The following is a 13,366-nucleotide window of genomic DNA, read 5'->3' as shown; positions in this document are numbered from 1 at the left end:
GAGGGGTAGGGGAGTTGAATAGGCGAAGCCTATTTTTGATTATTTTAACTATAAATGAGCAAGTTCGTGATTTTGAATAAAAGAAAGACACCTTGAATTCGATTGTGTTGTATAATGAAAGTGACCAAACCAACATTTACAGCATTCACGAAAGAAGGTGTCTCCTGCAAATACTATACATCATTCAGCATTCATATACAACCAGTTAAAAAAATTAGATTTATGCAAATCGTATTCTAATCGAATGATCAATCATCTTATGAGTATCCTGATTAGCATCTTTCTTTCTGGATACCATGGAAAAACCACGGATTTTGCTAAAAACAGTTCCTGCCACAGAACTACAATTGCCCATTTCCTCAACCCTGGAAAGTGGGATGAATCGTTGCTTTCAGATACATTAAAAAGGTCTGTCATTGAGATTATTTATTCAGAAGCAGCCCGCACCGGAAAACCTGTTTTCTGTATTGTTGACGATACGATAGCTTCAAAGACAAAGCCTTCGTCACGGGCTCTGCATCCGATTGAAGATGCGTATTTTCATCAATCTCATTTGAAAGGCAAACAGGACTATGGGCATCAGGCAGTTTCGGTTATGCTTTCCTGTAACGGCATTGTTTTGAATTATGCTTTTGTGTTGTATAACAAGGCAATTTCTAAAATCGATATTGTTCAGGATATCGCAAAGGAACTGTCAACTCCTCCGGTACAGTCCTATTTTCTTTGTGACTGTTGGTACGTTTCTGAAAAAATAATCAACACCTTTGCCGTACAAGGATTTCATACCATTGGTGCTTTGAAAACAAATCGTTTGCTGTACCCGTCAGGAATGAAAAAGAAGCTCAGCGAATTGGCTGCCGAATTATCCGTGACACATAAAAACTTTGACCTTGTGACAGTTAAAGACAGAAACTATTATGTGTACCGATATGAAGGCAATCTCAACGGTATAGAAAACGCAATTGTCTTTATCCACAAATGAAATCCTGGACAATTACGTATGCAGGTGGCCAATTGAGGTGTTTTTCCGCCAATGTAAGGATAAACTGGCGCTGGACAGCTATCAAATCCGTTCTGCACAGGGAATCCGAAGATACTGGTTGATTATGTCATTTGCACACTATATGTGTGTTGTTGGAACTGGCAAAGTCTGTCCTTTTGAAACAGGGTATCGCAAGATCAGTGACATAATCCAGATGGAAAAATATCTCACCCTCTATCAATGTGCGAGGGAATGCATTGATTTTGATTCCTTTGTAAAGGTCGTGGCGTAGTTTTGTGCAATTTTTCAAATTTGCTCATTTATAGTTACAGAAAATTTTTCCCACAACAAATATAGAAAAACACTGTTTTGCATGAAGGGGGTAATCAAAAATGCGAAACAGTGTTTTTTCTATTATCAGTAAATAAGGAGGTAATCAATAGTGGTGTGGATCGTATCGGGCATGTAAGAGGGAATAATCCAATTTGGGTGCATTTGGATTAGATCATGCGCGATAGATATCGACCATCTTGCAGATTCTCTTTACAGCATCAACGGCCTTGTCGTGATCCTGAGAGAAATTCATACGGATAAAATCACCGTACTGTTTGCCGAACTCTGTACCCGGTGTTACAGTAACACTTGCTTGTGCGCGGCAGAGCTTTGTAAACTGGAAAATATCAACTTTTAATTTTGGCAGCTGCATGAAGATATAGCTTCCGCCTTCTGTTGGACGAGCCCAGCATCCAGGGCAGCTGTTGATGACGGCAAGAATATCATCGCGGATCTGTCTGTGATCAGCAATACGTTTCTCCATCCATCCATCCGGCTCAGAGAACCATCTGTAGAAAGCTGCCTGATTGTAACCTGCACAGCGTAAGGAAACGACGGCCTGAAGTTTTTCCATGCGGGTGATGATTTCAGGTGTACCATAGCCGACACCGAGACGGAAACCACTTAAGGACTCTGTTTTGGACGGACCCATAATTGTGATCAGTTTGTCCGGTTTCTCCGGGAGTGCACGCATGTGTGTGTAAGTGAAATCTTTTTCAAGGATCTGGCGGCTGTAAAGCTCATCTGCAAGGATTGCAACGTCGTATTTCTTTGCGAGGCGTGCAATCTCAGAAACTTCTTCTTTGGAGAAGACTGCGCCAGTCGGGTTGTTCGGGTTTGAGTAGAGGAACAGCTTTACCCCGTTTTTGAAAGCTTCTTCCAGCTCTTTTAAATCGATACCGGATGTGTGGGGAGCAGCGTCTTTCCAGTTCATGTGGATCGGAACCATCTCGCCCTCGAAGAATTCAACAAGCTTACGGTTGTCGAAGTAATCCGGTTCAACGATAGCAACCTTGTCACCTCTGCCGACTAAGGAACCCATCGCTAAGAAAAGCGCTCCCTGTGTACCAGGTGTAAGGATGATCTCTGTCTTCGGGTCTACCGGAGCGCCGCTGTACTCTGCGAGTTTCTCAGCAAGATATTCACGGATCGCGCCTTTGCCGCGGTATTCTGTGTATGCCTGATAGGTACCATCTACACAATAGTGTTTCACAAATGTCTCAAGGCTGCCTGGGATCGGCTGGTGTGCGTTTACATCACCGTGAGAGAAATCAACAGCCGGTCCTTCAAGTTTGTCACCGATCATCGGAAGATCTTCTGCTTTCTGAAGTCCTTCCTGTCCGGGGGCGTTGTCTGTGCCCAGTCTTGCAAATTTTTCTGCTAAATAATCCATAAGTTTACCTCTCCTTTTTATCAATGAGTCTGGTGTGTGAAAATTGGAATGACTGCATTGACTGTGTGAAATGCTTTTCTCTTTGTATCTATACAATAACATGAAAAGATCACATTGTAAAACGGATAAATCAGATATATAATATATGCAAAACAGATGTTTTGGGAGGTGAAATTTATGAATGATGAGGCACTCGAAACGTATTTAAATATTGTAAAGACACACAGTCTTACAAAGACAGCGGAGAACATGTTTATCTCACAGTCAGCAGTGAGCAACCGGCTCATCAGCCTGGAAAAGGAATTGAATGTGAAACTTATTGATCGGAGTCCGGGGCAGAAAGGGGTCGTGCTGACGCAGAAAGGTGAAGAATTTGTTGAATTTGCGAAAAGACATCAGGAACTGAACCGGCAGATTCAGGATTGGAGCCGGGGAGATGTGACGGAGGTGTTACGGGTAGCGTCTGTTATCAGCCTCACGGACTATGTGAAAGGGTTTTACAGGGAACTTCTTGGGAAAGGAAAACTTTCGATCACATTAGCGACACACTGGACAGACCGCATTATTTCGATGTTGGAGAACAGGGAGACAGACATCGGAATTACCCCGCGTGTCTTTTATTCGAAGGCGGTGGAGGCTGTACCGATCTTTAGGGAACCGTTATTTCTGCTTAGTTCAAAAAGCGTTTCTGATTACCCTGAGGTTGTGCAGGCACAGCAGTTAAAGCGTTCCAATGAAATCTATTTTGATTGGGGAACAGGGTTTGTGGAGTGGCATGAGAAACAGATGAATCCGTTAGACCTGCCGCTTATGGTGACAGATACGACGGAGCTGATACCGGAACTTTTACGGATTCCTAATTCTTTCAGTATTATTCCTGCATGCATTTTTAAAAACTATCATGATACAGAGTTGAGACTTTCCAGAATTGTTCCGGAACCACCTCCAAGAATCTGCTATCTCTTAAAGCTTAGGGAACTGCACTCACAGAAAAAGGAGCTGATTGAGCAGTTTGAAAAGGAATTTCAAGAATATATACGGACGGTTGAGGACGTTATCAGTATTTAGCCGGAAAACATCTCTGCCGCCAGCTTCGTAAATTCCTCCATAGCCTTTGATACATATCTCTTTTTCTTCCACATAACAGCGATGTCACGGCTTACATCATCGGAGTCCAGCTTGTAAAAGACGACGGGTTCATCGTGGCCAGACATGCGGACAACGGTGTCAGACAGGAGTGTGACGCCGAGACCGGCACCGCAGGAGCGGTAGGCGGTGGCGAGCTGATCTAACTGCAGGCGGATATTTGGGGCAAAGCCATTTTGGGAACAGAGCTTCACAGCGCGCTCGTAGGCAATGGTCTCCGGGCGAAGCAGCAGGAACGGAGCCTTTGCGAAGGAAGAGAGGGAGACGGAAGGCGCAGCCGGATCTAAATGAACACCGCGGCGGATCTCGTCGGCGGTGAATGCCGCAGGAAGAAGGTCTTTTTTCATTCCCATAGAGGCAAAGAAATTTGGAGCACTTGGGACAGCGAGGAGAAAGTGATCCTCGAAGAGGATGACGGAGTCGAAGGTGTCACCCTGCTGGTCTACCGGATCCACAAGGATGTCGAGCGCCTCATTCGCGAGCCGCTTTTGCAGTTCGAGAGATGGCGCTTCCTGAACATCCAGAGAGATTCCGGGATAGCGGCGGCTGTACTCGGCAACGACCGGGAGAACGATGCTGGAGAGGAAAAAGCTGGAGGCGCCGATCCTCAGAGCCCCTGTTTTGAGGTTTGAGAGGTCGTTGCAGTAGACCTTCAGATCCTCTTCAATGCGGTGGAGCTTTTCCACGGCATCGATGTAGGCGCGGCCGGCATCGGTTAAAAGAATACGGGAGGAAGACCGCTCAAAGATGGGCTGGCCTAACTCCTGCTCTTCTTTTTTTACGGCGATGCTGATAGCGGGCTGAGTGATATAGAGGTTTCTTGCCGCGGCGGAAAAGCTGCCACAGCGGTAGATCTCGTAGATGTAGTCTTTGGACTGGAACATGTGGAGGACTCCTTTTGCACATAAATATATTTAATGGAAAATATCAATATTATAAATTTGATTATATAAGAGAAACGTGATATATTCAAGCTGATCCTGGGAGAGAATAAAAGAATTTATGTGCCGGGAAGAGAACTTTTGACGGATCAAAATAACAGCAAATACGAACAGCAGCACAGCGGAGACAGTTTCCCGGAGATGATGAAAGAACGCGGGCTGTGCAAAAAGGGAGAAGGAAATGAGTTATTTAAAAACATTGCTTATCATCTGCCCGATCTTCTTCATTTCGGGTATCATTGATTCCATAGGCGGAGGCGGAGGATTGATCGCGCTGCCGACATACTTAATGATCGGATTGCCGGTCCGTTCGGCTTACGGCTGCAACAAGCTGCAGGCGGGTCTCGGAAATCTGGTCTCGGCGATCAAGTATTTTAAAAACAACATGGTCGATCTGAGGATCGCACTGGTCTCAGCCATCACGGCGATGACGGGGGCATGGATCGGAACAAAGATCATCTTTCTCCTTCCGGAGGAGAGCATCCAGAAGGCCATCACAGTGGCACTTCCGGTGATCGCCCTCATCATGGTTCTCAGAAAGACAGACGCGAGAAATGTGATCATGAGAAGCGAGATCTCAAAAAAAACCGTTGTTCAGGCTCTGATCGTCGGTGTGATCATGGGATTTTACAACAGTCTTTTCGGACCGGGGATCGGTACCGTAGCGATCATCGCATTTACGATGATCATGCACTATGATGCGAGATGCGCGTCCGGCAACGGTAAAGTCCTCATCGTACTTACGAACGCCATCGCCCTTGTAAGCTATGTGAAAACGGGAAATGTCGCTTACGAGATCGCGTGTCCGGCAGCACTCTGTGCCATTGCAGGAAACCTCGTCGGCATCAATCTGGCGATCAGGAAGGGCGAGAAGATCATCAAACCGGTGATGTTAGTCGTAGTAATCCTCACTGTGATCAAATTTGCCTGGCAGAATCATCTGTGGGGTTAAATGCATAAAATCCAATAAGGTTTACCTGTTTTTGTTTACCCATACAAAAGGGCTGGTCCTATTGTGGACCGGCTCTTTTTATGTAACAGGAAATTCCGTGGAATTCCCTGTTACACAAAAGGCACGAACGTGCCAAGGATGCGCATAGGGGAAGACTGCCGGTTACTGTTTGCGCAAGGCGTGAGCAGTAACTGCTGATGGTATATTTGCAGGGGCCGGATTCCTCAGGGCTTGTTTTTAAGGCAGGAATGAGATAAGATAGTGTTAAAAGAATTTAGGAAAGAAGTGGAAAAAACCATGTATGATGAGTTAACAAAAAATGATATAAAGAAGATGGAAGAGGAGATCGAATACCGGAAACTTGTGGTCCGGAAAGAGGCGATCGAGGCGGTAAAAGAGGCGAGAGCCCAGGGCGACTTAAGTGAAAATTTTGAATATTATGCAGCGAAGAAGGACAAGAACAAGAATGAGAGCCGGATCCGGTATCTGGAGAGAATGATCCGGACGGCGAAGGTGGTCTCTGATGAGTCAAAAGACGATGAGGTCGGTCTCTACAACACGGTGGACGTGTATTTTGAGGATGACGATGAGACGGAGACCTATAAGATCGTTACGACGATCCGCGGAAATTCCTTAAAGGGACTGATCAGTTCCGAGTCCCCGCTGGGAAGGGCACTTCTGGGGCATAAGGTCGGTGACCGGGTACATGTGCAGGTGAATGACAGGGCCGGATATGACGTGATCATCAAGCGTCTGGAGAAGACCGTGGATGACGGAAGCGATGCGATCCGGAGTTTTTAAAGAAGACAGAGAGAGGTTGAGTATGAAGGATTTTAAAGTGGCGGGGTTTCCGCTGCCATTGTATGTCCTCATTCTGGCACTGACGGCGGCATGCATGTTTACGGGCTGTGTCCCGAAGAGTCTGGTCCCGGCGTTTTTAGTGTTGATGGTATTCGGTGAGGGCTTAAATGCGATTGGAAATAACGTACCGGTGGTGAAGACGTATCTCGGAGGATCTGTGATCTGTATTCTCGGTTCTGCGATCCTCACGGCAGGCGGACTGATTCCCGAGCAGACGCTTGAGACGCTCGATTATTTTGTCAATGACAGTGGCTTCCTGATCTTTTATATCGCGGCGCTGATCTGCGGCAGTCTCTTTAATATCGACCGGAATCTTCTGCTCAGGGCTACCGTGAAGCTTCTGCCGGTAGCGGTGATCTCTCTTTCTATGGGAATTCTGCTTTCAGGAATTATGGGGATCATCCTTGGGGAAGGTTTCTGGGGCGGGATCCTCTATATCGGAGTGCCTATGACCAGCGGCGGAATGACAGCGGGTACAGTTCCTCTTTCTGCCATGTACTCCCAGGCGCTCGGCGTGGAAGCGGCGGATGTGCTGACAAAGATGGCACCGGCCACAGTGCTTGGAAACTGTGTAGCGATTATTTTTGGCGGTCTTTTAAACAATTTCGGAAAAAAACACCCGGAGACGACCGGAAACGGTGTATTGGTGAATGATGGAAAAACGGTGAAAAAGACACCGCCATTGAAGCTGACCTTTGCGTCTTTATGTACCGGGATGATCATTGCGTTCGCCTTTTATCAGCTTGGCGCGATCTTGCACAGGTTTGTTCCTGTGATCCCGACGTATGCGTGGATGATCATTGCGGTCGTGCTTGTGAAGGGAACCGGCATCATGTCCGAAGAGCTGGAGGATGCGGCGAGAGAGTGGGGGCAGTTTGCCATCAAGAGCTGGACGGCGGCGGCACTTGCGGGGATCGGCTTTACCCTGATCGATCTGAATACAATTTTAAAGACTCTGACACCGTTATATCTGATCACGGTGGTACTCATCGTGGGGATCATCACGCTTACGGCGTCAGTTCTTGGAAAGCTGGTTGGCTTTTTCCCACTGGAATCAGCCATCGCAGCGGGGATGTGTACGACAAATATGGGCGGTTCCGGCAATGTAGCTGTTTTGAGCAGTGCGCATAGAATGGAGCTTCTGCCGTTTGCACAGATCGTTACAAGATCCTGCGGAGCGTTGATGCTGACGCTTGGAGGAATTTTAGTGCAGATGGTGGGGTAGGATCCGGATCATGTATCCAGCGCAGCAGGCTTTTGCACCTGCTGCGCTGATTTGGTAAAGTATGTGGTTTGAAGATATTTGAATAGTTATTATGTATTAAAAACAGGGGAGTGACAAAGATGGAAATATATCAGCTTCGATATTTTGTATATGCGGCGAAATATGAAAATATCACGATGGCGGCGCAGGAATTGAATGTATCCCAGCCTTCCATCAGTAAGGCGATCCAATCGCTGGAGCGCGAATTAAAAACAGAGTTGCTTCGGAAAAACGGAAGATCCTGTGTGCTTACCCGTGATGGATATTTATTGCAGGAGAGGGTAGTTCCTTTGCTTGAGGAAATAGAACGGCTTCCGTTGGAATTCCACAATAGACAGAAGAAGAAACTGATCCGTTTGAATGTTTTGACCGGAGGACTGCTTGTTCCGGAACTGATTCGCGAATTCCGGGAGGAAAATCCGGATGTTTTTTTTCAGGTATTAGATCGCAGAGAGGCAACGAAGTGGGATGTCTGCATTCGAAGTACACTGCCTCAGTATGTGTTCAGCAATGCAGTAAAATTGATGGAAGAGCCATTGTGTCTCGCGTTTCATAAAGATTCGTGGTTGAGAAATGTGGAAAAAGTCAGGTTGTCGGATATCAGAAATGAAAAATTTGTTATGTTGAGAAGTGGAGGAAGTATCCGGACGATTTCAGACGCAATATTCGAAAAAGAAGGGATCATTCCGGATATTGCATTTGAATGTGATACTGTTAATATTTTGAGGCGCATGGTGCAGGAGGGGTTAGGAATCGCCATCTGGCCAAGGTATTCCTGGAGAGATCACCTGAGAAGCGAGACAGATTTTGAAAATGTCTGTTACCGGCCGATCGATAACAACGAATTCAAACGATCTCTGTATCTGATCCTGCAGAAAGATCTGAAAATGACAGAAGAATTGGCTAAATTCTGTAAATACACAGAAGCATATTTTAATAGTATCAAAAAAGAATAGATAAATTTATACCGTATTTATTCGAAATGAGAATATAAGCCATTCATGAATAATATTTGAACAATAAATATAATTAATATATAATTAACTTATAAAAGAAAGCGCATCTTTTTAAGAATCAGCCATATGAAACTATGGTGAAGGCCTGAAAGACCTTCTTAAAAAGGAGCGCTTTTGTCGTGTTTCTATTATTTTTTGTTACCAGTAGTTGTTGATCACAAATGGAGGATGAAGCATGTATCAGGTATCAGAGCGGGTAAAAAAACAGTTTGCATATACAATGAGTATTCCGTGTGTAAAGGAAGCTATGAAATTTATACAGGAAGATGAGAGGAATACGATTGAAGAACAGAAAGAACTGGTTCTCATAGAGGCTCCGACGAGAGAGGAAGAAAAACGAGCTGCGGTCATGATGGAAAAATTTAAAGCTCTTGGCCTTGAAAATGTTCACATTGACCGCGGTGGAAATGTTGTTGGCCTTCGAAGAGGAAGCGGCAAAGGACCGAAGGTATTGATCGAGGGTCATCTGGATACAGTCTTTCCATTTGGAACGGTACATGGTGTAGAGGAGAGAGACGGATTCCTCTACGCACCGGGAATCGGTGATGATACAAGAGCACTGGCAATGCTGTTGGGACTTTTAAGAGCATTGAATCAGAACGAGATCAAGACATTCGGAGACATTGTATTTGTGGCAACTACCCGCGAGGAAGGTATGGGCGGCCTCGGCGGAATGAAAGATTTCCTGAATGATAATGACGACATTGATATTTCACTTACAATTGATAACAATGACATGAGCGCACTGATCTTCGAGGCGACAAGCGGAGAAACCTACGAGGTCAACTTTTATGGTATCGGCGGTCATGCGTTTGGATCGTTTGGCGAGATGGCACAGCCGATCCATGCAGCAGCCAGAGCAGTTGCGAAGATCGCTGATTTTACAGTTCCATCAGATCCGAAGACAAGCTTCTGTGTCTCAAATTTCCACGGTGGAACTGCGGCCGGAGTGCATGCGATCGCATCGCAGGCAACCATCAAATTTAATTTCAGATCAAATTCACCGGAGGAGCTTGCAAAGCTTCGCACAAAAATCTTTGATGCGATCGAAGAAGCATGCCGGGAAGAAACAGAAAAATGGGGAAAAGATGAGATCACCTGGGATAAAAACCTGATCAGTCAGGTTCCGGGCGGAACTCAGGATTCCCATACACCACTGGTAGAATCCGCGTGGCTTGGTTTGAAGTCTCTGGATATTGAACCGGTATTCCATAAAGGCGGCTGCACAAATGCGAACGTAGCGGTTTCGAAAGGAATTCCATCGATCTGTCTTGGACGCGCGTTTGCACCGGATGAAAATAGAAAAAATATAATGAATCATAGTGTTCATGAAAAGTTTCCGATCACCGACTCATATAAGGCAGTTCAGCAGGCATTTATGGTATTGATGATGGCAGCAGGAATCGACGGGGAGACTAATTCTGTTGTGGAGGGAAAATAGATTATGAAGAAAATGACACTAATCGCTACAGGAGATGCGTTTATCACAAGAAGATTTCCGGAAGGCGGTTATGAAGGATTTGAGCAGGTCAGAGACGTGATCAGTCAGTATGATGTGAAATTTTCGAATCTGGAGATGACATTCCACAATGAGGAAGGATATCCGGCAGCATTTTCCGGAGGAACCTGGGCAATGGCAGATCCAAGAACCCTTGATGATATGAGATCGTTTGGTTTTAATCTGTTTAATACGGCAAATAATCATTCCTGTGACTACAGTCATGGAGGCGTTCTTGCGACCATCCGGAATCTCGAAGAGAGAGACATGATCTTTGCCGGAACAGGAAAAAATCTTTCCGAGGCATCAAAACCATGCTATCTGGAGACGAAAAACGGACGTGTCGCAATGATTGCGATCTCTTCAAGCTTCCATGAGTCAGGAATGGCTGGTGGACAGAGCGCGGAATTGATCGGAAGACCTGGATTAAATCCTCTTCGTTATGAAACGATTTACCATGTCACGGAAGAGAATTATAAGAAAGCAGAAGAACTGGCGGCGCTTACAAAGATCAACGCAACGATGGAGCGGTCTGTAAAAAACGGATATAAGAATCCGCCGGCTTCCGGAACACTGCCCTTTGGAACATACAAATTTGTTCTGGATGAAAAAGACTGGATCGAGAGCGTTCCGTTCCCGGCTGATATGGAACGTGTCGAGAAGGAGATCATTGAGGCAAAAAAACAGGCAGATATCGTTCTTGTAAGCTTTCATGGTCATGAGACAGATGGGGAAGACACAACGGTTCCATCCATGTTCCTTGAGACATTTTCAAGAAGATGTGTGGATGCGGGAGCTGATGCGGTAATCGGACACGGACCGCATGAACTTCGTGGAATTGAGATCTATCACGGAGCGCCTATCTTCTACAGTCTGGGAAATTTCCTCTTTGAGACAGAAACTGTGGAAAAGCAGCCTTACGATGCATACATAAATAAAAAAATGCCGCTGGATACCAAGGTTGGTGCTTACATGGATGCCCGTAGTAAAAATGGCACGGCCGGATACGGAGTGCTTCCGGAGATCTGGTTATCCGTGATGGCAGGCTGGACCATGGAAGATGGACATTTAACAGAAATCAAACTGTATCCGATTTCTCTTGGAATGACAGAAAAAAGGCCGCAAAAAGGAGTTCCGGTGTTGACCGGTGATGAGAACGTACTGTCATACCTGGCAGAGCTTTCAAAACCTTATGGAACTGAGATGGAAATTAAAGACGGCGTAGGAACGATCAGACTTTAAAGAAGGTAGAAGGTGAGCGGATATGGAAGAGAGAAAGAGTAAAATCCTGAGCGAAATTGATCGGGACAGGGAAGAACTTGAATAAATCGATCAGAATCGATATAATCAATATGAAGACTGCGCACCTGTGTGAGAATCAGATCACCAGGTGCGCGCAGCGTAAAGGAGAGGAGTACCTATGAACAAAATCACAAATGCGTCAAGATTTCTTTTTGAGGAACTTGTATCCAGAATACAGGAACGTTCCAACGCAGTGGGAATCGCGGTTGCGATCGTTGACCGAAATGGAAAGACGCAGTATGAAAAGTTTTTTGGATACCGGGATCAGGAGAAAAAACTGCCGATCGATGAGGATACGATCTTCGGATTAGCGTCCGTCACGAAATCCTTTGTGGCTTTATCGATCATGCAGCTAGTCGAAGCTGGAAAAGTAGATCTGGATGATCCGGTGAGCAAATATATTCCGGAATTTACAAACCGCAATCAGAAACCGATAAAGCTATGGCACTTTTTATGTCACACAGCGGGCTTTTATCCGATGCACCGCACAATCATCAATGAGATCGCGCAGAAGGCAGGACTGGATGAGAATGAGACAGGGGATTTTGCGTTCTGTGAGAAGATCGCATTGGAAGGAACAAAGGCAGTCGCTGAGCTGCTGGATGCCCAGACAAAGGAAAACGGCGGTCTGATCGGAGATCCGGGAAACTACATGAGCTATTGCAATGATGGATTTGGACTTTTGTCAGAGATCGTGCGTCGTGTCGGCGGGGAGAACAGCTTTGCGGAATATGTGAAAAAACATATTCTTGAGCCTCTTCATATGGAGCGGAGCAGCGGAGAGTATGTAAGACCGGCAGCGGATGCGAATGCGGCAGTTCTCTACAAAATGCAAAAAGGTGTCATGACCTCCGGCAGAGATTACCATGACAATGCATTTTCCCTCGGAGGAGCCGGTTCCCTGAAATCTACGCTTGCCGACATGAAAAAATACATCTGCATGTATCTGAATTACGGAAAGGGGATCGATGGAACAAGGATCCTCTCCCAGGAGGGTGTACGGACGATGTGCCGCCCAAGAATCGATTATCGCCCGGATAGCCATTATTGCTTTGGCCTTGCGCAGAAGAAGCTGGATGACCTGACGGTTATGGAGCATGGCGGAAGCCTGCCGGGAGTTTCGTCGAATTTATCCTGGTCGTATGATGCCGGAGTGGGTGTTATGGTACTGTGCAACACGTCGGGCGTGCCGGTTAGCACGATTGCGGATGCAGCAATGCGGATGTATCATGGAAGAAATCCGATCGAGGACCGATTTGTTTATCAGGAGACGGAGTGGAATGCGGAAAAGAGAAAGGCGATGTGCGGCACCTTCCGTTCAGATGAAGATAACAATATCACGATCTTTGAAAAAGATGGAAATCTGGCAGTCAAAGAGGGAGAGACGCTTCTTCGATTTGTGCCGGTGCAGGAATTTTTAGGGATTGTGCGAAATCCGGATAAGGATGGCTACGTTAGATTTTTTGAAAATGAGAATGGTGAGATCTTTGCAATCGGATACGGCGGAAGAATGCTACCGAGAGTGAAAGACTGATTGGAGCAAGGTCTGAGTATGAAAAAATGCCGGGTGATCGGGAAGACCGATCATCCGGCATTTCGTGATTCTGATAGGAATATGTCAGCTTCGCTGACCAGAATCATGCGTAAAGTCTCACGGACGTTTCGACTTGAGTTTAAC

The 13,366-nt window shown here is 45.9% G+C and carries 11 protein-coding genes; 9 read left to right on the top strand and 2 right to left on the bottom strand.

The window, feature by feature from the left end; translation table 11 throughout:
- Positions 1–259: 259 nt before the first annotated feature.
- The gene (locus tag DW826_RS11785; protein WP_242994093.1) at positions 260–982 is read left to right on the top strand and encodes a transposase; all 723 of its coding nucleotides are present in this window, start codon (positions 260–262) and stop codon (positions 980–982) included.
- 505 nt (positions 983–1,487) lie between these two features.
- Here DW826_RS11785 and DW826_RS11780 read toward each other — a convergent pair.
- Entirely contained in the window at positions 1,488–2,708 is a 1,221-nt protein-coding gene (locus tag DW826_RS11780; protein WP_015552732.1) for a pyridoxal phosphate-dependent aminotransferase, read from the bottom strand.
- A gap of 177 nt (positions 2,709–2,885) precedes the next feature.
- On the opposite strand from DW826_RS11780, the gene DW826_RS11775 reads away from it, so the two are divergent.
- Positions 2,886–3,776: a LysR family transcriptional regulator gene (locus DW826_RS11775; RefSeq protein ID WP_166462323.1), complete on the top strand. Its 891-nt coding sequence runs from the start codon at positions 2,886–2,888 to the stop codon at positions 3,774–3,776.
- On the opposite strand, the gene DW826_RS11770 is transcribed toward DW826_RS11775, so the two are convergent.
- Positions 3,773–4,738: a LysR family transcriptional regulator gene (locus DW826_RS11770; protein WP_117552803.1), complete on the bottom strand. Its 966-nt coding sequence runs from the start codon at positions 4,736–4,738 to the stop codon at positions 3,773–3,775. The two genes, DW826_RS11775 and DW826_RS11770, sit on opposite strands and share 4 nt — an antisense overlap.
- A gap of 238 nt (positions 4,739–4,976) precedes the next feature.
- On the opposite strand from DW826_RS11770, the gene DW826_RS11765 reads away from it, so the two are divergent.
- The 7 genes from DW826_RS11765 to DW826_RS11735 all read left to right on the top strand — a co-directional run bounded on the left by DW826_RS11765 (position 4,977) and on the right by DW826_RS11735 (position 13,222).
- The gene (locus DW826_RS11765; protein WP_117552802.1) at positions 4,977–5,747 is read left to right on the top strand and encodes a sulfite exporter TauE/SafE family protein; all 771 of its coding nucleotides are present in this window, start codon (positions 4,977–4,979) and stop codon (positions 5,745–5,747) included.
- Between the two features lie 297 nt (positions 5,748–6,044).
- On the top strand, positions 6,045–6,548 hold the full coding sequence (gene greA / locus DW826_RS11760) for a transcription elongation factor GreA (RefSeq protein WP_015552730.1): 504 nt from the start codon (positions 6,045–6,047) through the stop codon (positions 6,546–6,548).
- 22 nt (positions 6,549–6,570) lie between these two features.
- The gene (locus DW826_RS11755) at positions 6,571–7,833 is read left to right on the top strand and encodes a 2-hydroxycarboxylate transporter family protein (RefSeq protein WP_117552806.1); all 1,263 of its coding nucleotides are present in this window, start codon (positions 6,571–6,573) and stop codon (positions 7,831–7,833) included.
- A gap of 119 nt (positions 7,834–7,952) precedes the next feature.
- Positions 7,953–8,828 (top strand): LysR family transcriptional regulator, encoded by an 876-nt coding sequence (locus DW826_RS11750; RefSeq protein ID WP_117552801.1) that lies wholly within the window; start codon positions 7,953–7,955, stop codon positions 8,826–8,828.
- Between the two features lie 235 nt (positions 8,829–9,063).
- On the top strand, positions 9,064–10,329 hold the full coding sequence (locus DW826_RS11745; protein ID WP_117552800.1) for a M20/M25/M40 family metallo-hydrolase: 1,266 nt from the start codon (positions 9,064–9,066) through the stop codon (positions 10,327–10,329).
- Positions 10,330–10,332: 3 nt separating this feature from the next.
- A complete protein-coding gene (locus tag DW826_RS11740) occupies positions 10,333–11,628 on the top strand; it encodes a CapA family protein (protein WP_117552799.1) in 1,296 nt (431 codons plus the stop codon).
- A gap of 178 nt (positions 11,629–11,806) precedes the next feature.
- The gene (locus DW826_RS11735) at positions 11,807–13,222 is read left to right on the top strand and encodes a serine hydrolase domain-containing protein (RefSeq protein ID WP_117552798.1); all 1,416 of its coding nucleotides are present in this window, start codon (positions 11,807–11,809) and stop codon (positions 13,220–13,222) included.
- Positions 13,223–13,366 lie beyond the last annotated feature (144 nt).

The organism is Clostridium sp. AM34-11AC, assembly GCF_003435375.1.
Classification (GTDB): domain Bacteria; phylum Bacillota; class Clostridia; order Lachnospirales; family Lachnospiraceae; genus Pilosibacter; species Pilosibacter fragilis.
This window is presented reverse-complemented; position numbering and strand designations above follow the sequence as displayed.